Annotated in this window: 21 protein-coding genes; 12 read left to right on the top strand and 9 right to left on the bottom strand. The window is 58.4% G+C overall.

Annotation, left to right across the window (positions count from 1 at the left end; genetic code table 11):
- Positions 1 to 94: 94 nt before the first annotated feature.
- From GFN93_RS02570 to GFN93_RS02590, 5 genes are all read left to right on the top strand, one after another.
- The gene (locus tag GFN93_RS02570; protein WP_153498860.1) at positions 95 to 1,162 is read left to right on the top strand and encodes an SDR family oxidoreductase; all 1,068 of its coding nucleotides are present in this window, start codon (positions 95 to 97) and stop codon (positions 1,160 to 1,162) included.
- A gap of 126 nt (positions 1,163 to 1,288) precedes the next feature.
- Positions 1,289 to 1,780 (top strand): pantetheine-phosphate adenylyltransferase, encoded by a 492-nt coding sequence (coaD, locus tag GFN93_RS02575; protein ID WP_153498861.1) that lies wholly within the window; start codon positions 1,289 to 1,291, stop codon positions 1,778 to 1,780.
- 216 nt (positions 1,781 to 1,996) lie between these two features.
- Positions 1,997 to 3,709, top strand: coding sequence for a gamma-glutamyltransferase (gene ggt, locus GFN93_RS02580; protein ID WP_153498862.1), 1,713 nt, complete (start codon positions 1,997 to 1,999; stop codon positions 3,707 to 3,709).
- A gap of 25 nt (positions 3,710 to 3,734) precedes the next feature.
- Entirely contained in the window at positions 3,735 to 3,950 is a 216-nt protein-coding gene (locus GFN93_RS02585) for a hypothetical protein (RefSeq protein ID WP_153498863.1), read from the top strand.
- Between the two features lie 54 nt (positions 3,951 to 4,004).
- A complete protein-coding gene (locus GFN93_RS02590) occupies positions 4,005 to 4,661 on the top strand; it encodes an FMN-binding negative transcriptional regulator (RefSeq protein WP_208993713.1) in 657 nt (218 codons plus the stop codon).
- A gap of 13 nt (positions 4,662 to 4,674) precedes the next feature.
- Here GFN93_RS02590 and GFN93_RS02595 read toward each other — a convergent pair whose 3' ends face one another.
- The gene (locus tag GFN93_RS02595; RefSeq protein ID WP_153498864.1) at positions 4,675 to 5,289 is read right to left on the bottom strand and encodes a glutathione S-transferase N-terminal domain-containing protein; all 615 of its coding nucleotides are present in this window, start codon (positions 5,287 to 5,289) and stop codon (positions 4,675 to 4,677) included.
- 205 nt (positions 5,290 to 5,494) lie between these two features.
- On the opposite strand from GFN93_RS02595, the gene GFN93_RS02600 reads away from it, so the two are divergent.
- Complete coding sequence (locus GFN93_RS02600; RefSeq protein ID WP_153498865.1) at positions 5,495 to 5,914, top strand: SRPBCC family protein; 420 nt, start codon at positions 5,495 to 5,497, stop codon at positions 5,912 to 5,914.
- A 384-nt stretch (positions 5,915 to 6,298) separates the two neighbouring features.
- Here GFN93_RS02600 and GFN93_RS02605 read toward each other — a convergent pair whose 3' ends face one another.
- Both GFN93_RS02605 and GFN93_RS02610 read right to left on the bottom strand, forming a co-directional pair.
- Positions 6,299 to 8,422, bottom strand: a complete 2,124-nt coding sequence (locus tag GFN93_RS02605; RefSeq protein WP_153498866.1) for a TonB-dependent siderophore receptor — start codon at positions 8,420 to 8,422, stop codon at positions 6,299 to 6,301.
- A 124-nt stretch (positions 8,423 to 8,546) separates the two neighbouring features.
- On the bottom strand, positions 8,547 to 10,301 hold the full coding sequence (locus tag GFN93_RS02610; RefSeq protein ID WP_328594151.1) for a monovalent cation:proton antiporter-2 (CPA2) family protein: 1,755 nt from the start codon (positions 10,299 to 10,301) through the stop codon (positions 8,547 to 8,549).
- A 173-nt stretch (positions 10,302 to 10,474) separates the two neighbouring features.
- On the opposite strand from GFN93_RS02610, the gene GFN93_RS02615 reads away from it, so the two are divergent.
- Positions 10,475 to 11,725 carry a PepSY-associated TM helix domain-containing protein gene (locus tag GFN93_RS02615; RefSeq protein WP_153498868.1) on the top strand — a complete coding sequence of 417 codons (1,251 nt, stop codon included), beginning with the start codon at positions 10,475 to 10,477 and terminating at the stop codon, positions 11,723 to 11,725.
- 229 nt (positions 11,726 to 11,954) lie between these two features.
- Entirely contained in the window at positions 11,955 to 12,914 is a 960-nt protein-coding gene (locus GFN93_RS02620; RefSeq protein ID WP_153498869.1) for an Lpg1974 family pore-forming outer membrane protein, read from the top strand.
- 97 nt (positions 12,915 to 13,011) lie between these two features.
- Here the strand turns inward: GFN93_RS02620 and GFN93_RS02625 are convergent, their stop codons facing one another.
- From GFN93_RS02625 to serA, 6 genes are all read right to left on the bottom strand, one after another.
- Positions 13,012 to 13,617 (bottom strand): glutathione S-transferase family protein, encoded by a 606-nt coding sequence (locus tag GFN93_RS02625; protein WP_153498870.1) that lies wholly within the window; start codon positions 13,615 to 13,617, stop codon positions 13,012 to 13,014.
- A 120-nt stretch (positions 13,618 to 13,737) separates the two neighbouring features.
- Complete coding sequence (locus tag GFN93_RS02630) at positions 13,738 to 15,033, bottom strand: CsgG/HfaB family protein (RefSeq protein WP_153498871.1); 1,296 nt, start codon at positions 15,031 to 15,033, stop codon at positions 13,738 to 13,740.
- Between the two features lie 203 nt (positions 15,034 to 15,236).
- A complete protein-coding gene (lpoB, locus tag GFN93_RS02635; RefSeq protein WP_153498872.1) occupies positions 15,237 to 15,830 on the bottom strand; it encodes a penicillin-binding protein activator LpoB in 594 nt (197 codons plus the stop codon).
- A 43-nt stretch (positions 15,831 to 15,873) separates the two neighbouring features.
- Positions 15,874 to 16,272 carry a YcfL family protein gene (locus tag GFN93_RS02640; RefSeq protein WP_153498873.1) on the bottom strand — a complete coding sequence of 133 codons (399 nt, stop codon included), beginning with the start codon at positions 16,270 to 16,272 and terminating at the stop codon, positions 15,874 to 15,876.
- On the bottom strand, positions 16,269 to 17,777 hold the full coding sequence (locus GFN93_RS02645; RefSeq protein ID WP_235901626.1) for a COG3014 family protein: 1,509 nt from the start codon (positions 17,775 to 17,777) through the stop codon (positions 16,269 to 16,271). Before GFN93_RS02645 ends, GFN93_RS02640 begins: the two co-directional genes overlap by 4 nt.
- A gap of 194 nt (positions 17,778 to 17,971) precedes the next feature.
- The gene (serA, locus tag GFN93_RS02650; RefSeq protein ID WP_153498874.1) at positions 17,972 to 19,201 is read right to left on the bottom strand and encodes a phosphoglycerate dehydrogenase; all 1,230 of its coding nucleotides are present in this window, start codon (positions 19,199 to 19,201) and stop codon (positions 17,972 to 17,974) included.
- Positions 19,202 to 19,344: 143 nt separating this feature from the next.
- Here serA and GFN93_RS02655 point away from each other — a divergent pair, with 143 nt between their 5' ends.
- The 4 genes from GFN93_RS02655 to GFN93_RS02670 all read left to right on the top strand — a co-directional run bounded on the left by GFN93_RS02655 (position 19,345) and on the right by GFN93_RS02670 (position 22,520).
- Positions 19,345 to 20,739 (top strand): FAD-binding oxidoreductase, encoded by a 1,395-nt coding sequence (locus GFN93_RS02655; RefSeq protein WP_153498875.1) that lies wholly within the window; start codon positions 19,345 to 19,347, stop codon positions 20,737 to 20,739.
- A complete protein-coding gene (locus GFN93_RS02660) occupies positions 20,732 to 21,433 on the top strand; it encodes a fumarylacetoacetate hydrolase family protein (RefSeq protein ID WP_153498876.1) in 702 nt (233 codons plus the stop codon). Before GFN93_RS02655 ends, GFN93_RS02660 begins: the two co-directional genes overlap by 8 nt.
- A gap of 429 nt (positions 21,434 to 21,862) precedes the next feature.
- Positions 21,863 to 22,216, top strand: a complete 354-nt coding sequence (locus GFN93_RS02665) for a type II toxin-antitoxin system RelE/ParE family toxin (RefSeq protein ID WP_153498877.1) — start codon at positions 21,863 to 21,865, stop codon at positions 22,214 to 22,216.
- Position 22,217: 1 nt separating this feature from the next.
- Positions 22,218 to 22,520, top strand: coding sequence for a helix-turn-helix domain-containing protein (locus GFN93_RS02670; protein WP_153498878.1), 303 nt, complete (start codon positions 22,218 to 22,220; stop codon positions 22,518 to 22,520).
- The last annotated feature ends 45 nt before the right edge of the window (positions 22,521 to 22,565 follow it).

Genomic DNA, 22,565 nt, shown 5'->3' on the forward strand with positions numbered 1-22,565 from the left:
CTCCAACAGGCATCAAAAGGGGCTTGACCTTTGAGTCTACTCTACACCTTAGCCTGTCTGTAAATCAGTACTTCCTCAAGAAAAGGAGAATCTCATGACCATTCTGATCACCGGTGCCAGTGGCTTTATTGGCAGCCATGTCTGTGCACAACTCACCCGTGAACAACTGCCTGTTCTGGCCATGCTCCGCCAACCTCAACAGCAACTGGCCGTGCTGCGCCAACAGGTCGATGCGCTGGGTGGGCAGGGTAGTCTTGTTCAGGCCCTGCAGGGCGACCTGGACCAGGCCGAACTGGGACTCAACGCCCCCCTGCCCGAACTACAGGCGATCATTCATCTGGGCGCCCGCTTTGCCTGGCAGCTGCCGATGAAGGAGGCCCGCCGTACCAACGTGGACGGCGCACTGGCGGTGGCCAGACTGGCACTCCGCCAGCAGGCACGACTGGTATTTATCAGTGGCTTCATGCTGGAAAATCATGAGCACCTGACCCGACTGGGCATTGATCTCGTGGACAGCAGCCAAACCCAATGGCAGCAAGTCTATCGCCGCGCCGGGGGCTATGAGGCCAGCAAGCTGGAGGCCGCCATTCGGGTACGTGAATTCGCCTGCGAACAGGGGCTGGACCTGGTCGAGGTCCAGCCTGCCACCGTGGCCGGTCACAGCCACAGCGGCCAACTGGATTCGCAACAGCCGCTCTATCAGTTGATTGACAACCTGGCCAACGGACGCATGGCCGCCATTCCCGGTACCCCGGATCACTGGCTGCCCCTCGTCGCTGTGGATCTGCTGGCCGCGCTCATTGCCCGCGCTGCCGTCGCGGAGGACGTGCCGTCCCGGTTACTCGCCCTGGATACCAACACGCCAAGCCTGCAAGGGCTGCTTGGCAAAGCCGCAGAAGGGCTGGGCCAACGCCCGCCGCGACGGTTCCTGCCCATGGCGGTGCTGGCCACACTTTTGCGGATACCCGGCTTGCCCCGATTACTGAATACCTGGCCGGAGGCCCTGCATTTCATCCAGACCACTCGCTTTGATACCAGCGTCACGGAGGATTTTCTGGCTGGTCAGGGGCTGGCCCATCCGGGCATACTCCCGGTCATTGCCGCCAGCACCCGCCACTATCGCCAGCAGCAACAAGGGCAGGGCACGCAACAGCCGGCATGACCTACGGTCACTCCCCGACCCCCCCAGCCCCTGCACGACAGCGGCTGCTTGGGGTATCCTTGCGGCCATGTGGTGCCCGGGATCGAGCCCGGGCACAGTGTTGACTGCAACAGAGGCAAGGCCCGTATGACCAACCGCGTAATTTATCCCGGCACCTTCGACCCCATCACCAATGGCCATCTGGACCTGGTGGAGCGGGCCGCCAAGATGTTCGATGAAGTGGTGGTGGGCATTGCTGCCAGCGAAAAGAAAGGCCCGCTGTTCACCCTGGAAGAACGAGTGGATCTCACCGAGCAGGTCCTCTCTCATCTGCCCAATGTGAAGGTGAAAGGTTTCTCCAAGCTACTGGCACACTTCTGCCAGGAAGAAGAAGGCAACATCCTGCTGCGCGGCCTGCGCGCCGTGTCCGACTTCGAATACGAATTCCAGCTGGCCAACATGAATCGTCAGCTGGCTCCGGATCTGGAAACCGTCTTCCTGACCCCGGCCGAACATCTGTCCTTCATCTCCAGCTCCCTGATCCGCGAAATCGCCCTGCTGGACGGAGATGTCAGCAACTTCGTGCCGCCGCTGGTGGCCGAGGCGCTGGAAGCAAAACGCAAGGCACGGCAGAAATAAAAGCAGCTACAAGCAGCAAGCTTCAAGCTAAAGCACGGATAAGGACAGGGTTTTATTTTACGCCGTGCCCGCGCTCCATTTTTCGCGGCGCGGACACCCCCTTTCCGTACAATCAGGTATTGAGCCGCGTTGTAGCTTGAAGCTTGTGGCTTGCAGCTCTTATAACAACAACGCCGGACACCGCTCGACACACACCGGCCTTCAAGGAGGAAACCCATGCGCACCCTGATCCCGTTACTACTGCTCTTCACCCTCACCGCCCAGGCCGCCGGGCCCGGTCAGAATGCGGTGGCCAGTGCTCACCCTCTGGCCACCCAGGCCGGTATGGAGATTCTGGATCAGGGCGGTAATGCCTTTGATGCGGCCATTGCCGTGGCGGCGGCACTGGCGGTGGTGGAACCGTATTCCGCCGGCATGGGCGGTGGCGGTTTCTGGTTGCTGCATCGCGAGCAGGATGGTTTCCAGACCTTCGTGGATGCCCGCGAAACGGCCCCTGGTGCCGCTAGCCCAACCATGTATCAGGACAAGGACGGCAAGGTGATGCGCGACTGGGCCGTGAATGGCCCCAGTGCAGCCGGTATTCCCGGCCAAGCCGCCGCCTTTGTTCATGTCGCAGAGAAATACGGTAAGTTGCCACTTACTACCACCCTGAGCCCAGCAATTAAGCTGGCTAAGAACGGCTTCCCGGTGGACGAAAAATACCGCAAGCTGGCCAGCTACCGGGAAGAAGTGCTCAATCGCTTCCCGGAGTCTGCGGGCATCTTTCTACATAATGGCAAAGTGCCACCAAGTAACCATGTGATCCGCCAGCCCGACCTGGCCCGGGTGCTCACCGCCATCGCCGAGCACGGCAACGACGGTTTCTACCAGGGCGACGTGGCCCAAAAGTTGGTGGATGGCGTCCAGCAGACCGGCGGCCTTTGGACCCTCAAAGACCTGGCCGACTACAAGGTGGTGGAACGCACCCCCGTTGTCAGCCAGTTCCGCGGAGCCCGGGTGGTTTCTGCGCCACCACCGTCCTCCGGCGGTATCGTCATGGCCAATGCCCTGAATATTCTCAGCCAGTTCAATAACGGCCACACCGGCGACATGACCCCGCACATCACCATTGAAGCCATGCGCCGTGCCTACCAGGATCGCGCCCGCTATCTGGGTGACCCGGACTTTGTGGATATGCCTGTGGATAAGCTGTTGAGCATGGACTACGCCGAGCAGCGCGCCGCCAGCATTACTCTGGACAAGGCAACCCCCAGTGCCAGTCTTGGCAAGCCGGTGAGCGTGGAAGAGGGCTTCCATACCACCCACTTGTCCGTCCTCGACATGGAGGGCAACCGGGTGGCCGCCACGCTCAGTATCAACCTGCCCTTCGGCAGCGGCTTCGTGCCGCCGGGCACCGGCGTACTGCTCAACAACGAAATGGACGATTTCTCTGCCAAACCGGGCAGCCCCAATGCCTATGGCCTGGTGGGCAGTGAGGCCAACGCCATTGCTCCGGGCAAGCGACCGCTGTCTTCCATGACACCCACCTTCGTGGAATTTGACGACCGGGTAGCGATTCTCGGTACACCCGGCGGTAGCCGTATTATTTCCATGGTGATGCTGGGATTGCTGGAGGCCGCGGACAACAAGCCGGTGGAAGACTGGGTCAGCCGCGTGCGTTACCACCACCAGTACCTGCCCGATGAAGTCCAGGCAGAACCGGAGTTTGTCGGCAGCGAAGCTGCCAAACAGCTGATGCTGCTGGGCCACAAGGTGGTCTCCACTGGCCGTGACTACGGCAACATGCAGGCCATCCTGTGGCGCCGCGACATCAATGCCGTTAGCGCCGCCAGCGATCCCCGCGGCATTGGTAGCGCAGAAGTAAGGGCGGCAGGGGATGGGCAGGCATCCAACCCCGAAATGGAAAGACTGTTGCAAACACTGCCATGATCACTGGGCATTCCCGGGCACGACAATGACGAAACCCTGGCTCCTGATCATTTCTGGCCTGTTGCTATCGGCATGCAGCAACCAGGCGGTTTACGACAACCTGCAACACAACCAGTTGCAGGAATGCGACCGCGCGCCTCTGTCTGAGTATGAGGCCTGTAGAGAGCGGGCCGGCATGTCATATGAAGCGTACCAACGCCAACGCCAGCAAGTGCTGGAAGATGAGGCACCGCGCGACTGAGCACGGAGCTACCCGGGTCGCAACGTCATGCGCAGGGAAGCACCAAAACGAAGGATGGACAACCCCGTCATGTATTGCCCCGATATCTTCAGGGATAACGATCCCGACTCACTGCGAGCGCGCATCAAGGGGCACCCCCTTGGCACTTTAGTGATACAACATGGCGATGGGCTGGAGGCGAACCACATCCCCTTCGTGCTCGCCAGTGATGAACAGGGCGAGCAACTCCATGCCCACGTTCCCCGCGCCAACCCGCTCAGCCAGCTCACCGGCAGCCACCCCGCGTTGGTCATCTTCCACGGCACGCAGGGTTACATCACCCCATCCTGGTATGCCACCAAGGCCGAGCATGGCCAGGTGGTGCCGACCTGGAACTACGCCGTGACGCATGTGCATGGCGTATTGCGGGTGAGAGATGATGCGCAGTGGGTACTGCGCCAGATTCGCCAGCTCACCAGGCAGCAGGAACAGGGCAGGGACCTGCCCTGGGCGGTGGACGATGCCCCTTCGGATTACATCGACAGGTTAGCCGGCGCGCTGGTGGGCCTGGAGATTCGTATCCATCGCATGGAGGGGAAAAACAAGGCCAGCCAGAATCAACCCTCTGCCAATCGGTCTTCTCTCCTGAGCGCCCTGAAAGACGAACCGCTTTCAGACGCCTTTTCCCGGCACATGGCAAACACCCTGAGCGTCAAGGAAGGGAGTAGCTGATCCCCTTGGGCTATTAACCGGGAGGCTGGGTGGCGAGGAAGCTCTCGCGCGCTTCCCAATGGCTGAACCAGGCGGTCAGCAACGGGCGTCCCGCTCGCCACTGCATGTCGTCATGGCGAAAATCCAGATAACCCAGTGCACAGGCAAGAGCGATACTGCCAAGGTGAAGGTCAGTCGGCATCAGTTCAACATCACCGCTCTCCAGATAATCCAGTGTCCGGGTAACGGCCGCTTGCCGCCGCTCCTGCCAGAATCCCGACTGTAGTGCCGGCGGACGCCCGCGCTCCATCACCATCAGAAACGCCGACTCCATGATCCCATCCGCCAGGGCCTGCAACTGCTGAATAGCGAGACAGGCCGACGGCCCTTCCCCCAACAGCGTGGCCTTGCCTCGGGACACCGCCAGATTATCCAGCCAGGCACAGATCACGGAGCTATCCACCACCAGCTGTCCGTTGTCCGTGCGCAACGCCGGCACCCGTCCCAATGGGTTGATGGCCGCCAGCTCATCCGCATTCTCGATGGGGTGCAGCTTTCTTAACGTGATGTCATCAGCCAGCCCCTGCTCCTGGGCCAGTATTTGCACCTTGCGGGCAAACGGTGAGGTGGGTGATACGATCAATTCCATGATGCGGGTGACTCCTGGTCCTTGTCTGAAAGGGCAGTGTAGCGGATTACCGTGACGGGTTTTACTTTGCTGTCGCCGCCTCCCCAGACTATCCTCTGGCTCAAATTAACCTTGTCGCCCGCGCCGCATTAGGCAGAATCAACATCCTGTTTACCGCCGTGCCAGCGCGGCTTTCCCGATCAAGCGGGCCGCCCCAGGAGTGACCATGCAACGTATTGAAATCATCCAGTCCTTTCCGTTTTCCGTGGACAAGTTGTTCGACTTTCTCAGTGACCATCACAACCTGGAGCTGATCTTTGCCCCGGCCAAGATCAAGCGCATCAAGGATGGCCAGGACAGCGTCAACGGCGTGGGCTCCACTCGCTGGATGAAGCTGCCGCTGGCCCCGGCCTTCCACGAGACGGTGACCGAAGTAGAGCCCAACAAGCTGATTCGCTATGCGATCAGCAAAGGTAGCCCGCTGAAGAATCATCAGGGCGTGATGCATTTTTCCGAAACCGGCAATGGCGGCAGCATGCTGCACTACACCATTGAGTTCGAAGGCAAATTGCCGCTGATTGGCCCGGTAGTCAAAGCCGTGCTGGATCAAGGCATTCGTCGTGGCTTGAAGAAGCTCAAGCTGTAAGCCCCAACGTGCCTTCCCTGTAGGAGCGAGCCTGCTCGCGATCCGAGCCCAAGCGAGGTAAGGATTCCAGAGCATACGAAAACTGCCTCCCGGCAGGAACCGAAGTGCAACGGAGGTAACAGCGCAGGCTGGCCCGAAGGGTGAGGGTAGCGAATAAAGCCAACTTGTTGGCCGAAGGGCTTTCAGGTTGCTGTCGCCTCGGCAGAATGGTCAAGGCCTCATTCGGCCAACAAGTTGGCTCTCCTACAAAACCGCTGGCTTCTCTACGGGGTTGGGCGTGTTGTGTGCAGCATGATGCAGCCGCAGAGCGGCCAAAAAAACGCCGGGCCTCTTGCTTGCACAAGACCCGGCGTCAAAGGTTGCACACAACCTGAAAGGGCAGAATCAGAATTTATAGTCGAAGCGGATGCTGGCGTTTCGCGGTGCACCGTAGAAAGCCTGCCCCACATACAATGAGTTCAGGTATTTCTCGTCGCTCACGTTGTTCACGTTCAGCGTGGTGGAGAATTGTCTGGTCCAGTCATAGCCGGCCATCAGATCAACCAGGGTGTAGGCTTCCTGGGTGCGTTTTGCCGGTGCCGTGCCGCGATAGATACTGTCCTGCCAGCTTACCCGCGCACCGACCTTCAATTTCTCCAGTCCACTCGGACGATAGCTGGTGGTCAGGCGAATGATTTCACGTGGCGTGTAGGTGCGCTGCTCGATACCTTCATCATTCTTTTCAATATCCAGGAAGGTATAGCCACCACTCAACTGCCAGCCAGGCAACAGTTCGCCACTGATTTCCGCTTCATAACCGCTGCTTTCGTAATCCTGACCATTGAAGAATGTATCCGGAGAAGCATTAACCGCTTCAGCAAGATCCTTTTGGTCAGTCCAGAAAGCAGTAAGCTGGGTATATACACGACCTTCCTGCCACTCGGATTTCAAGCCCGCCTCGTAGGTCTCACCCGTTACCGGATCCACCCGTTGCCCTTCACTATTCTCTTCGGTCTGTGGATTGAAAATTTCGGTATAGCTGGCGTAAACGGAGTGCACCTCGTTGAGGTCGAAAACGATGCCCGCATAAGGAACCAACTCACTAGCACTGGCATCCTTGCTGGAGCCATACCCCTCGCCCTTACTGAGGACATCGACATAACGACCGCCCGCGATCACCGTTAGCGGATCCGCCAGGCTCAACCGTGTAGCAAGATAACCACTGCGGTATCGGTCATCCCATTTGCTGCCTCTTGGTGTGCCCTCATAGGCGGTTGGGCGTGGAAAACTGCCATCGAATGGCGACTGGTCAGGAGCGAACTGTACGAAATTTCCAGCAATATATTGCGAATTCTCAACATTCCGACCCTTGGCGTAATTCACACCCACAATCATCTCATGAACCCGGCCACCCACTTCGAAGGGGCCGCGGGCATAAAGATCATAGACTCGCTCCGTTGTCTCGTTATCGTAAAGACTTGGATAAGCAAAGAGCCCCGCATCATTGCGGTCAGGCGCGCCAAAAACATAAAGCAGTTCGGAGTCTCCCTTCAGCTTTCGGTAAGTGAAAACCCCTTTCGCTTCCCAGCCATTCTCAAAACGTTGCTGCAGTTCGGCAAAAGCCATGGTGGTGTCGTTATCCCAGTAGGACCAATCTGCGGACGTACTGGTTTCCACATCATAGTCGGTAGGGGCACCGTCTTTATAGAACAGCGGTAATGATCCCCAGAGCGGGCTGTCGGCGTTTTCATTTTGCTGCGAATACCCAATCGTCAGCAGGGTATTCTCGGTAATGTCAGCTTCCACTACACCGTAGAAGAGCCCACTCTCTTTCTCATAGCGATCGAGATACGACTCCTTGTCGTCGTAGGCTGCTACAACGCGCCCCCGCACTGAACCACTCTTGTTAATCGCACCGGACAGATCCCCTTCAACACGGGCCGCATTCCACGAACCGTAGGTCAATGCCAGGCTGCCACTGGTGTCAGCAGTCGGACGCTTGCGGACATAGTTGACGGTAGCCGAGGGGTTGCCCAGACCGGTCATCAGCCCATTGGATCCGCGAATCACTTCCACACGCTCAAACTGAGCTGTGTCCATATCGCCACTTACCGTTTCATAGGGCAATGGCTGACCCAGGCCATCAAACTGGAAATTGGTGATCTCGAAGCCACGCGCGTTGTAGTAAATACGATCTGTTTCTACGCGATCCACCGCCACGCCCGGGGTAGACGCCAGCACATCGCTGACCCCGTTCATCTGGAAATCATCCATCTGGGTTTCGGTAATCACGGAAACGGATTGCGGGGTTTCCCGACGACTCAGCGACAGCCCCGTCGGGGCGCTGACGGACGTCTTGGGAGTGTAGCTTTCACTGTTGTCGGCAAGGCGACCCTGGGTTTTACCGCCGACCTCGACAGTCTCCAGGACAATGCTGTCGTTATTGGCGTCAGGCTCTTCAGCCAGCGCAAGATGAGGCTGGAGCAGGAGCGAGGCGCTCACGGCTCCGGCAAACAGACGGAATTTCATAACTAAGCCCAGTTCGGTTAGACACACACCGGCTCCACCTCTCCCCAAGGCACTCTAACGAGCCGGTCACTGGGCTTGCATACTACATATAATGATAATGGTTCTCAATACGATTATTATTCTGTTATTCGTCTCCCTGTAGCAAAGAGCTGAGCTCCGCCCGCCCGCGGGCATTGGCCTCCAACAATTTGTCATGGTCATCGCGATGCTCCACCTGTGACTCAAGCATGCGCTCATCCAGCTCCTTGAAGCTGCGTACCAGTTCGATGGCCGTGGATTCCGGCACTCCCAGCTCGGTCAGGGTCAGGCGCGCGGTCAGCAGAGCGGACTCGAAGGTTTCCCGGATAACTGTCACGCCGAGGGCACGTAATTTGAACGCGTGGAAACGGTCCCGTGCACGGGCAATGATGGCGACCTGGGGAAAATGATCGCGCACCAGCTCCACCGTTTTCAGCGCAGCCTCGGCATCATCCACCGCCACCACCAGCACCCGGGCATGTTCCAGCCCCGCCGTACGCAGCAGGTCCAGCCGTGTCACATCACCAAAGTACACCTCGTTGCCAAAACGCCGCAGCATGTCGATTTCATCCGGATCTGAATCTAGCGCAGTGAACGGGATCTGCCGTCCTACCAGGATACGAGCGGTGATCTGGCCAAAGCGCCCCAGGCCCGCAATCACGACCCGGGGATGGTGGCTGGGCATGGTTTCTTCTTCCAGGTCACGACGTGCTGGCTGCTGCGCTTCAGGCCAGAGCGCCACCACGGCTTTCAGCAACAGCGGGGTGCAGGCCATGGACAAGGCAACAACCAGATTCAATTGCCCAGCCAGGGTTGTCTCCATGAGATTCAGCGTAACGGCCTGGGTCAGCAGCACAAAAGCAAACTCCCCACCCTGACTCAGCAACATTCCGAACATCAGTGTGCCACGCCAGTCCGCCTTTCGAATCCGGCTGATCACCATCAATACCGCCGCCTTCACCGCCAGCAACACCAGCAGATAGACACCGATCTCACCGGGGTAATCACGTAACAGCCGCAGGTCCATGGTCATGCCGATGGCCAGGAAAAACAGCCCTAACAGCAGCCCCTTAAAGGGCTGAATATCCGTTTCCAGTTGCTCGCGGTAAGGCGAGTTGGCCAGCAACACGCCAGCCACAAAGGCACCCAGCCCCATGGACAGACCCAGATGCTCCATTAATGCTGCCGACCCCAGCACCAGCATCAGGGCACTGGCGCTCATCAGCTCACGATTGCGCAGCTTGGCCAGCCATCCCAGCCAGGGGTTGAGCAGATAACGACCCGCCAGCACCATGCCCACCAGCGCCACCACACCGGCCAGTAACTGTGGGCCATCCTCTGTACCGCCGGTGCCCGCCAGCACCGGCAACAACAACAGGATGGGAATCACCGCCAAGTCCTGAAACAACAGGATGGAAAACGCCGAGCGACCATGGGGGGTGCCCAGCTGATTGGTTTCCACCAGCATCTGGATCACAAACGCCGTGGAGGAGAGCGCAAGGATGGCCCCCACCGCCAGGCTGACACGGGATTCGAAGCCCAACAACAGGAAAGCCCCGGCCAGCAGCAGGGTGCTGGCGACCATCTGGGTCGCTCCCAGCCCCACCAGACTGCGCCGCTGCGCCCAAAGGTGCTGGGGAGCCAGCTCCAGACCTACCAGAAACAGCATCAACACCACGCCCAACTCGGCAAAGTGCAGCACAGCGGTGCCGTCACTAATCAGTGCCAGCCCCAAGGGCCCCACAGCAACACCGGCGGCCAGGTAACCCAGGATGCTGCCTAGCCCCAGCTTCTGAAACAGGGGTAACAAAATCAGGGTGGCGCCTAACAGCACCAGAGCCTGGGCGAAAAATCCGTCCACGGTGATCTCCTTGTCGCTCATCGGGGATGCTAGCGTATTTCCCCTTCCCGGTATCGCTCATGGGGGTATTCAGGAGCAGCTTCGATAGATAGCCTGCCAATCCTGCAATTGCTTAATGCGAATCATTTTCATTAATGATAGGCTGGCGTCGTTTTTCCTCTGGAGCCTTCTTCATGCGCCCACTGCTCGTGCTTCTTCATCGCTGGTTCGGCCTGTTTATTGCCGCCTTCCTGATCATTGCCGGACTGACCGGCGCCATCATTTCCTGGGATCACGAACTGGACGAGTGGCTCAACCCTCATCTGTTTGAAAGCCAGAGCGTCGGTGAACCCATGCCGATCATGGAGCTGGTGGCCCGTGTCGAAGCTGCCGATCCGCGGGTGCGCGCCAGCTTCTTCCCGCTACAGGCCGAGCCGGGTCACAACCTGGAGATCTGGGTGGATGCCAAGGTGAATCCGGATACCGGGCGACGCTATGAGCTGGACTATGATCACGCCTTCGTGGATCCGGTCACCGGCGAGATTGTCGGCAAACGATTGTGGGGCCAGATATCCCTGCACCCAGAGCACCTGATGTCATTTCTCTACAAGCTCCACTTCTCACTTCACCTGCCGGAGTGGAACGGCACCAATCGCTGGGGCATCTGGCTGATGGGCATCGCCGCACTGGTGTGGCTGTTCGATACGGTGATCGCCATGGTGCTCACCCTGCCGCGTAAACGCCGCACGGCCAGCAGCAAGCCATGGCTGCAGCGCTGGAAGCCGGCGTGGAAAGTACGCCGCGGGGCAGGGGCCTACAAACTCAATTTTGACCTGCACCGGGCTGTGGGCCTGTGGGTGTTTGGCCTGCTGCTCATGCTCGCGTTTACTTCCTTCTCCCTCAACCTCTACCGGGAAGTGTTTTACCCGATCATGTCCACCGTATCGGAGACCACCCCCGGGCCCTTTGAGACTCGTACCCCCACGGCGCTGCATGAACCGGTAGAGCCACAGCTGGGCTGGCCCGAACTCTTAGCCAAGGCACGCAGCGAGGCAGAGGCTCGCGGCTGGGCCGAGCCCATCGGGGATGGCTTCTACAGTGACAACTTTGCCGTTTATGGGGCGCGCTTTTACTACCCCGGCGAAGACCACGACAGTGGCGGCATGAAAGTGAAAAGCCTCTACTACGATGGCGTCAGCGGCGAGCTGATCGGCGATGAAGTGCCCTGGAGCGGCACCGCCGCTGATGTCTTCAACCAGTTACAGTTCCCGCTGCATTCCGGGCGCATTGCCGGCCTGCCCGGACGTATCATCATCTCCTTGATGGGCATCGCCGTGGCCATGCTGTCATTTACCGGCATCGTGATCTGGTGGAAGAAACGCAAGGCGAGGGTAGCGACAAAACTCAAGCGCTTCCACAACCATCTCCTGTCATCATCCCATTGAGTGTCGGCACTCTTGCGCCCGCAAAACTCGCCCAACAGTTATTTCACTGTCGGGCGGGTATACACCACCGCAATTAATTGTGACCCCCACGTCAACAAGCCTTACCTGCAATACGTTTGCAATATTTCTTGGGACTCTTTATAACCCCTCAGGCTTGTTGTGTGTTATGCACACCGAGCATCTCTTCCCGGGGGGGAAGAGGTAATGGAAAAACACACAGGGACTTAAAATGAAAAACATGAAAAAAACGCTGCTGGTTGCCGCCATTTCTGCAGCCACCTCTCAGGCTATGGCAGGCCTTTACGTTGATCTTCAGGCAAACCAGAGCGATCTGAATCGTAGCGGCCTGGACTGGTACGCACCTCACGGCACCGATAACACCGATGATGTAGGCGCAGGCGATTATGAATACGTTGAGCCGTCAGCCGAAACCGGCCTGTCTTTGGGCCTGGGCATGGATTTGGGCAGCAACTGGACCGGCACCATCCGCTACAGCGCCATCGACTTCAGTGAAAAGGACTCTGTCACCACCAATGACGAACTCGTTGCCAGCCGGGTTCATTCCGACTGGAATGATGTTGCCGAAAATGACTGGGATCAGGGCACTTCAAAATATGAGCTGGATCAAACAACCATAGAGCTTGAACTTGCCTATAACTTTGATTTCGGTGGCGACAAGGGGGCACTGGCTCCTCTGTTCGGTATTCGCTCAACCTCTATCGAGCAGAGCATGGCAACCTATTACGATGACACCGCAAACACCAGCGGTACCAACGTTACAGAAAGCGTAGATCACGACTTGATGGGGCTCTACGCTGGGGTTGAAGGTCAATGGAAATTCAACAAGCTGGTTGGGATCGAGGGTCGTGTTGACCTCGGCATCATGCAGGCTGATGCATCACGTACCAATCTTGAGACCATCAATGACGGTGGCGACATTGCCGTAAACACCGGTGATGACTTTGCAGAAACCGCCACCATGACCAATGCCAAGCTCGGCGTGGTCTTTGCCGCGCTGGAGTCCGACAGCCTGAACCTGGATGTAGGCCTTGGTCTTCAATACTCCAGCATTGATGGCCTGTCCGACTTCATTCACTTCCCTGATGATGTGGTCAATGGCTCATTGTCTCGCAGCCAGCAGAGTCTGGGAACCAGCGGCTACTACCTGAATGTAGGTGCTTCATTCTAATCATCCCTTAGCGGCTGACTCGAATGATAAAGCCACCGCATTCAATGCGGTGGCTTTTTTGTTTCAGTAAATCAGCCAGACTGCTCCATACCTGTCCTCAGCCTTCATCCATTTGTGTGGCGCGGACAAACGCTGGCCGTTGCGTCACCCGTTCCGCATAGGCGGCAAACTCCGGACGCGACTCAAACGAACCGAACTGTAGCCCCCAGGCCACCTGCGCGCCGACGTACACGTCTGCCGCCGTAAACCGGTCACCCGCGATATACGGGTTTGCCTGCAATGCCCCTGCCAACGCCTCCATCACGGCCTGGTAAGAGCCATAACCCACCATGCGCTGCTTGTCCGTGGGTACCTCTATGCCCAGCACCTTGCTGTCGGTGACCGCCGCCTCCAACGGACCTGCCGTAAAGAAAAGCCAGCGGTAATAGGCGCCACGCTCTGCCGCGGTGGGCGCCAGGCCCGCGTCCGGAAACGCCTCGGCAAGATACGCACAAATGGCTGCGCATTCGGTCACCACCTGATCACCATGGACCACCGTCGGCACCTTGCCCAGCGGGTTAATGGCCAGGTACGCCGGCGCCTTCATGCTGCCATCGTATTCGAGGATTTCTGTGTGATAGGGCACACCGACCTCTTCCAGCATCCAGCGTGCAATTCGACCACGGGACATGGGGTTGGTGTAGAGCGTCAGTTCCGTTGTCATCCTTTTCTCCCTGTTATCAAACGTCCGGTTCATCAATGTCTGCAGCAGCGACGCGGCGGACTCAAGCATCATCGCCGGGAATGCCCCTTAACAAAAACCCCGCTTGCGCGGGGTTGGCGTTTACCACTGGATCGGTGCTTCCGATGAGCCCGGACTGGCTTGCTGTCCGGCGGGTTGCGCGGACAGGGCTCTGGCCTGTTTGTCCGGGCGAACCCGATCACCCACCTTGAGCGCGCCACTGGCGGTGCCTTCGATTTGGGCAATGCCGTAATCCGGGCGCACATCCGTCACTTTCAATGTAGCCAGTGCCGCCCCTTCCATCTTGATGGTCATGCCCGTATCCGGATCCTTCATCTCACCCGCAGGGCGGTACACCTTCAGGATCCCGTCCTGCTCCAGACGGCCTTCGCCCTGGGTCAGAAACACGTTGTTGCCATCCACCTTGATCACCTGCACCGGGTAGAGCACATCGGTGGCATCACCGGCGATGGCGCGGGCGATTTCCGGATAGAGAATGTCGGCAAGGCGTTCGGGATGGTTGCGGTCATCAATCTTTTGTTCGCGGGCCAGGGCCCGGATGGTGGCTTCCGGCTTGTCCCACACGTACAGGTCACTCCACAGGATCTCCGTGGTCGTGGTATCAATCAGGCGATAGCGCACGCGCACATAGGGCTCATAGCCGCCCATCTTGGCGCCATAGAATTCCCGATCACTGTCACCGATCTGGAAGTCCTCAATGGTACCCACCAGCAACAGGTCGGCCCCTTTGCGCTGGCCCAGGCGCGCCATTTCTTCCGGCGCCACGCTGCCTTCGGACACGGTTGCCAGTTCCTTCTCGATATCCGCCAGATAGGCACGATCCAGTACCCGGAAACGTCCGGACTGGGTGAAGGCCATGGACAGGTTTTCCGCCAGATCACGCTGCACTTCATTGGCCGGCACCTTTACGTCACCCAGGTCGTAACTGCTGGCGCGGGTATCGAAGGTGGCAATGGCAATGCCGGGGAGATGCGAGCGGTCCGGGCCGAGGGATTTGGGACGCAGGATCTCGGCCTGCACATCCGCCTGCCACATGCCGTCGTCCACTTTCTTCACCGACTGCACCTGGTAGGTCTTGATGTTGCCCAGCGTTGGTAACTGCGGTTCCGGCACCGAGGTTTCCTTGCCCATCCAGGTGGACACATCGCCTTGCTGCTGAATCACCCACTCATACACATCGGTACGGAAGTTGGGATCCACCGCCAGAGTCACGCCGCCCCCCTGACGCACCGCCGCCACCAGCGCATTGGTCATGGCCTGTTCCGGGGTATCACCGAAGCCTCGGGAGGAAACCGATACAGTCTCGGTGAGCGCATGGCTCAGCGAAGAGAACAGCATCAGCACCACTACCACTGGAGCAAATAGACGTTTAATCATGTGACCTCCTTGTTGTGCCTGGGCAACACCCGAATTTCCAGTTATCGCCACAGGAACGGCATTGGGCGCGAGACCAGGGCCGGTTGCGAGTAACGAGTTTCGAGTTGCGAAAACCTCAACAAGAGGCGGCTCGGGTTTGCCTTTCGAAACTCGTTACTCGCTTCTCGACACTTTTCCCGTCGTGCGAGCGTGCTGCGTCTCTGTTACAGCCCAAACAGACTCTTGGTTTTGGTCTTGCGGATTTCTTTTTCGTTGGCCCACTCGATGATGCCGGTCTGGATGTTCATCAGCTTCAGAGTGAACTTGTAGTACACGTCCTTGGTGCTACCGTCGCGCTTTACAATGGAAGAGAAGTTGCCGTACATCATGAACTCGGCACCAATCTGACGACCCATCTGCGCGGCGGTAGACGGATCCACCAGGCCGGATTCGCTCTGGTAATCCAGCTGCTGACGTACGCTCTCCACCTTGGTCATATCCACAAAACGGAACTTGCCGGAGTTGAGCAGCTTGGACTGGATGGTGTCAGTGATGGATTCCGTATCCACATGCTCGGTGGTCTTGTTCTTGATGCTGTCCACAAACACCACCGGACGACGGTTCTGAGTCAGCTGCACAATGGGCGGGAACACCAGCATGTCGTCCACCATCTTGGCGGCGATCATCTGCAGGTCGGTGGAGCCGAAATCGGTATTCACCGTCTCACGAGCCTGGGCATCGCCGTAATCTACCTTGGACGCACAACCGGACAGCGCCACAACCGCGCCCAGCATCATCATTGAGAGTACACGTCGCATCTTTTTCTCCTTGTTAGCGGGTTGGACCGCTCAAATCGTCAAATTACTCCTGAACCCAGACTTCAAAGCGGACAGCACTGGGGTTCGGGGCGATGGCTTTTACACTGTTCATGCTACGACCGGCCATGACGACCTGCCGCCACGGCTGGGCTTCCGGCTCCAGTTCAAAGCCATCGGCGTCGAAAAACTTGATCTTGTACTGGAAGTCGAGCTGGAACTTCCAGTCGTTTTCCAGAGTGGCCTGCACATACAGCAGATCGCCCACTTTTTTCTGTTTCAGATCGGCAATGGAGATGCGGCTGCCCAACAGGCTGTTGTTGGAATACACCTTGGTAACGGTCTCACCGTTTTCATCCACTTCCATCTGGCCCATGTTGCTGGCCGAGCACGCCGCCAGCAGCACAGCCACCAGCAACGCCATCATCGGGCGGAAAATACTCATAAGGGTCCCTCCTGAACGGGTAACACGCGAGTAATCAAGCGGCCGGGGACGGCCACGGCATGGATCACAGTGAGGCCCCGGTTTACCACCGGTACCGTCAACGTAGCATCGCCCTGCGGGGTGCTCAACAACAGGGTATGTTCACCCTGTGGCAGGGAAAATCGGGTGGCCTGGGCATAGGCAGGCAGGGTAAGCCAGCTGCGCCGGTCGGCCTGCTCACTGACCAGGTTATAAATCTGGGTTGCAAAGGCACCCAGCACACCATAATTGTCGTTGGCCTGTTTCTGCAGGTTGTACTTGGTGGTGGCACGCAAGGTCTGACGCACCAGCATGCCGGGCATACGTTCCTTGAGATCCTTGGCGGCCAGTGCGCCCACATCGGCCATCACCTGGGTTTCCCCCAATGGCTGCATACCGGTATCCAGTACGCGCAGGCTATCCCGGCGGGGCTTGTCTTCCAGGGAATAGGTGGGAAATGCCACGGAGAAGTAACCATGGATGGTCGGTATCGGCAGGCTGAATTCGGCACGGGGCTGGACAAAGCCCTGCTCATAGATCACTGCCACCAGGCCGCCATCGACACGCTGGCCATTCATGGCTGCGGATACCCGCTCCACGTCTTCTTTCAGCATGGTGGATTCCGGGTGAATCTCCAGGGCCTTTTTGTAGTCCACCAACGCATCGTTATATTCGCGGTGCGCTTCCCAGAACAGGGCAGAGAGATAGAAGGTCCAGGCATTCTGGAAGCTGGACTTCACATCCCCTGCCACCGCATTGAGCCCTTCGAAGTAGCCATCAAACTGGCTCACATCGATATCGTTTTCTTCCGCGTCTTCTTCGGCTTTGGCAATTTCCTTGTCGCGCTTGTTGGCCGCCACCTGCTGTTCCAGCGCCGCCGCCCGCAGCTCCACGGCCGCACCGGAGGCGTCATCCGCCGCCCAGTAGTTCAGGGCCTGATAGGCACGGGTAAAGATGCGTTCGTAATCCGGGGCAATGTAGGCGCGGGCGTTATCATTGGTGAGCATGGCAGAGCCGGTGGCCGCCAGTGATGACACCTGAATGCGGGCACTGTTGTCTTCCGCATCATAGGCCGCCACCGCACCGGCAAAGGCATTACGGCTCGCTTCCCGCTGCCCCTGTAACTGGCTGACCCGACCCAACTCCTGCAGATACAGCACGCCGTCCGCGCTACTGGTAGCCGATTCCAGTTTGCTGATCACCGGGCTGACGCGGGTATCGGCGGGGGTGGCGTTGACGGGTTTCAGGCTGGCGGTGTTCTGGTCGTTATCCGGTCCGGCGGATTCCGCCGCTTCATCTTCATGATCGACCGTATCAGGATCTGAGGTACCCGCTTCCGGCGCGACCGTCACCGCAGGTGCCCTGGACAATTCCGCTTTCCACTTGGCTGCCTGACTGGGATAGGACACAAACATCGAGTTGCTGGCGCAACCGGACAACAAGGCCATACAGGCCAGCGCCAGACATCCTTTTCTGATCCCATCCATAAGAGGTGTTGTGTTCCCTTTCAAAGCCTGTGGCCATGACAGTGAGACCGCCCATTTTACAAACGGTTCCGAGCCGCTCCCCACCCACTCACAGGCCGTGTCGAATTTTTATGACGGACAAAAAAGCCGGAGCAGACAAGGTAGTCCGGCTCCGGCTTTTTGTCGAGCGCCGAGGCGCTCAGTTCACTGCGCGATTAGAACAATACGCGGGTACGGATCGTCCCATCGATGGTGCGCAGTTTTTCCAGCGCAAGCTGGCTGTATTCCTTGTTCACGTCGATCACCACATAACCAATTTCTTCATTGGTCTGCAGGTACTGACCGGCAATGTTGATGCCATTATCAGAGAAAATGGAGTTGATCTGGGTCATCACGCCGGGCACGTTCTTGTGAATGTGCAGCAGACGGTGATTGTCCGGGTGTGCGGGCAGGGCCACTTCCGGGAAGTTCACCGCACCGAGGGTCGCGCCGTTATCAGAGTAACGAGCCAGCTTCTCGGACACTTCGGTGCCAATGTTCACCTGCGCTTCCTGGGTAGAGCCGCCAATGTGCGGGGTCAGGATCACGTTGTCGAACTTGCGCAGCGGGCTGACGAATTCGTCGTCGTTACCTTTCGGCTCTTCCGGGAATACATCGATGGCAGCACCCAGCAGGTGACCGTCTTCCAGCGCCGCCGCCAGGGCGTCGATGTCGACAACCTTGCCGCGAGCATAGTTGATCAGATAACCCTTCGGCTTGATGGCACGGATCTGCTCTTCCTTGATCATCCAGCGGGTTTCGGCGGTATCCGGCACGTGCAGGCTGACCACGTCAGACATGCCCAGCAGCTCGTTCAGGTCGGACACCTGTTCGGCGTTACCCAGCGGCAGCTTGGGGATCACGTCGTAGAACTTCACTTTCATGCCCATGGCTTCGGCCAGCACGGACACTTGCGCACCGATGTTGCCGTAACCCACCAGGCCCAGGGTCTTGCCACGGATCTCGTAGCTATCCTTGGCGGTCTTCAGCCAGCCACCGTTATGGGCAGACGCATTCTTCTCGGGAATGCCGCGCATCAGGTTGATGGTGTGGGCAATCACCAGTTCCGCTACGGAACGGGTGTTAGAGTAGGGAGCATTGAACACGGGAATACCGCGCTTCAGGGCTGCCTTCAGGTCTACCTGATTGGTACCGATACAGAAACAACCGACGCCGATCAGCTTGTCCGCCGCCTCGAACACCTCTTCGGTGAGCTGGGTACGGGAACGGATACCCACAAAGTGCGCATCCTTGATCTTGTCGGTCAGGTCGCTGCCCGTCAGTGCGGTGGGCAGCAGCTCCACGTTGGAGTAACCGTGTGCCTTCAGGTTCTCCACGGCATTTTCGTGGATGCCCTCGAGCAGGAGAACGCGGATCTTGTCCTTCTCAAGAGAAGTATCGGCCATGATTGAAGTCTCGGTAGCCTGTGAAATGGGCGCGTATGGTAACATAGCGCGCTCAAATTGAGAGCAGTCCCGCCGTCGGATTGCTCAAGTTGGCGTGAGAACGCCTCAAGATCGCGCGATTTACCCCGTTCAGGAGACCCTTGATGACCGCTTTTGCCCACGCCGCAATGGAGCAACTGACTGATTTGCTTGGCAAACGCCTGCTTACCGACCAGGAAAGCGCGGAGCGCTACGGGGTCGACTGGACCAAGGTCTGGGCACCGTCGCCCTGCGCCGTGGCCCTGCCGGAAACCATCGATGAAGTGCAGCAGATCGTGGAAATCGCCAATGAGCACGGTTTGCATCTGGTGCCGTCCGGAGGCCGCACCGGCCTGTCTGCCGGTGCCGTGGCCGCCAACAACGAGCTGGTGGTCGCCTTTGATCGCATGAACAAGGTGCTCGATTTCAACGAATTCGATCGCGCTGTTACCGTACAGCCCGGCGTCGTCACCCAGCAGCTGCAGGAATTCGCCGAAGAGAAAGGCCTGTTCTACCCGGTGGATTTCGCCTCAGCGGGCTCCAGCCAGATCGGCGGCAACATCGGCACCAATGCTGGCGGCATCAAGGTGATTCGCTACGGCATGACCCGTGACTGGATCACCGGCCTGAAAGTCGTCACCGGCAAGGGCGAACTGCTGGAACTGAACAAGGGCCTGATCAAGAACGCCACCGGCTACGATTTCCGTCATCTGTTTATCGGCTCGGAAGGCACCCTGGGCTTTGTCGTGGAAGCCACGGTCAAACTCACCCGCCAGCCGAAAGACCTGACCGCCCTGGTACTGGGCGCGCCGGGTTTCCGTGAAGTGATGAGCATCCTGCACGCCTTCCAGCAGGACATCGACCTCACCGCCTTCGAATTCTTCTCCGACAAGGCCATGGCGCACGTGCTGGCCCACGGCGTGCCGAAGCCCTTCGACACCGAGTGCCCGTTCTACTGTCTGCTGGAATTCGAACAGCTCTCCGAGCAAGTCGGTGAACAGGCCATGGCCATCTTCGAAAAATGCGTGGAAGAAGGCTGGGTACTGGACGGCGTCATGAGCCAGTCCCTGCAGCAGCTCGACCAGCTCTGGCAGCTGCGTGAGCGCATCTCCGAATCCATTGCGCCGCACACCCCGTACAAGAACGACATCTCCGTGAGCATCGCCAAGGTGCCGGACTTCGTGGAAGACGTGGACACCGTAGTACAGGACGCCTACCCGGATTTCGAAATCGTCTGGTTCGGCCACATCGGCGACGGCAACATGCACCTGAACATCCTCAAGCCCGCCGACCTGCCCAAGGAAGACTTCTTTGCCAAGTGCAACAACGTCTCCAAGTGGGTGTTCGAGATCGTCGAGAAGTACAACGGGTCTATCTCTGCCGAACACGGCGTGGGCATGACCAAGAAGCCCTACCTGGAATACTCGCGCAGCCCGGAAGAAATTGCCTGCATGAAAGCCGTGAAGCAGGTGTTCGATCCCAACAATGTGATGAACCCGGGGAAACTGTTCGATGTTTGATGACGCCATCACTCTCAACAGCGGCGAAGACGATTACGTTCACCGCTGGATCGACGGCTCGCCCATCGACATCCCGGTGGGCAAGGTGGTCTGCGTAGGCCGCAACTACGCCGACCACGCCCGCGAGCTGGGCAACGAAGTGCCAGAGTCCCCGATCCTGTTCATGAAACCCGCCACCGCGCTGGCCAGCCTGCACGAACCGGTGGTGATCCCGGCAGGGCAGGGGCCGGTGCATCATGAAGTGGAAATGGTGGTGCTGATCGGCAAGCGAATCCGCAAGGAAACCGATCTGGAAAACATCCGCTTCAGCATCGCTGCCTACGGCGTGGGCCTGGACCTGACCCTGCGCGAATTGCAGAACCAGCTCAAGGAAAAAGGCCACCCCTGGGAGCGCGCCAAGGCCTTCGACGGCGCCGCCCCCGTGTCCGGCTTCATCGACGCCCGCGGCATCTCCGTGCGCCAGAACCTGGACGTGACCCTGGAGATCAACGCCGAAGTGAAACAGCACGGCCACACCGGCCTGATGCTGTTTCCCACCTTCGAGCTGGTGGCCGAAATCAGCCAGACCTTCACCCTGGAACCGGGCGATGTGGTCTTCACCGGCACCCCCGCCGGCGTCGGCCCGCTGAACAGTGGCGACAAGTTCACCGCGCGGCTGGGCAACATTATTCAGGTGTTTGGGCATATAGCCTGATCTGGAACTGCTGCAGGAGCGCCGCTTGAGGCGCGAATCCCCCTGATGTTGGCGGCACCTGCCTTCAAGGCCTGCCGCCACCATCCCTAAGCTTTCCCGTTCTAAAACAAACTTGCCCTCGCCGGGCCGGCCCAAAGGGGTGCTCCGCGACACCCCTCTGGACTCCCCCGCGCCCCGACTCCGTTCGGCCTGCTCCGCAGGCACACTCCGGTACTCACGATCTGGCGGACGCAAAAAAGACTCGCTCCGCTCAGACAGGTTTTTTGCTCTTCGCCGCCAGATCCTTCCGTTCCTCGACTCACTCTACGGGGAAGGTAAACCCCTCTAAAGAGAGATCCCATTCCTGGCAGACTCCACTCATCCGCTTAAGATTGACTATAGGTTAAAACCTATATAGCTTGAAACCTATTCAAGGATGAAGGATTAACAATGTGGCACATTCAAACCACGGACAGGTTTGATGAATGGTTCGATGCGCTCAATGACACAGACCGGGCAAATGTACTCGCCGGCATGCTGGTGCTGGAACAAAAGGGACCGCTCCTGTCCCGCCCTTATGCCGACACGCTAAAGGGATCTGTGCATCCGAACATGAAGGAACTTCGAGTCCAAAGCAAAGGTAACCCCATCAGGGCATTCTTTGCCTTCGATCCGGAACGCACAGGGATTCTGCTGTGTGCTGGGGAGAAGACAGGTAAAGGCAAACGGTTCTACGACGAGATGATTCCGGTGGCTGACCGCGAATTCACAGCGCATCTCCAGAAACTCAAACAGGGTGGCTGATATGGCAAGAACACTGAAACAGATACTCGAAGCAGAAAAGCCCGAGGTGGTCGAACAGGCCAGAAAGAAGGCAGACGCCATTCTGCTGGATATTCATCTGGCAGAAATCCGCAACCTGATGAACAAAACCCAGGCAGAAATGGCAGCAGCCCTTGGGGTGAAGCAACCTACCATAGCCGGCATGGAAAAAGCGGGGCAGGACCTGAAACTCTCGACCCTGAAACGCTATATCGAGGCAGCTGGAGGCAAAGTACGACTGGATATCGAGCTACCTGATGGGCAGCATCATGGGTTTACGCTTTAGAGTCAGGCCTTGTTCTGAGGTAATACCTCGTCGTGGCACACTAAG

Origin of the sequence: Alcanivorax sediminis, assembly GCF_009601165.1 — a bacterium.
Taxonomy (GTDB): domain Bacteria; phylum Pseudomonadota; class Gammaproteobacteria; order Pseudomonadales; family Alcanivoracaceae; genus Alcanivorax; species Alcanivorax sediminis.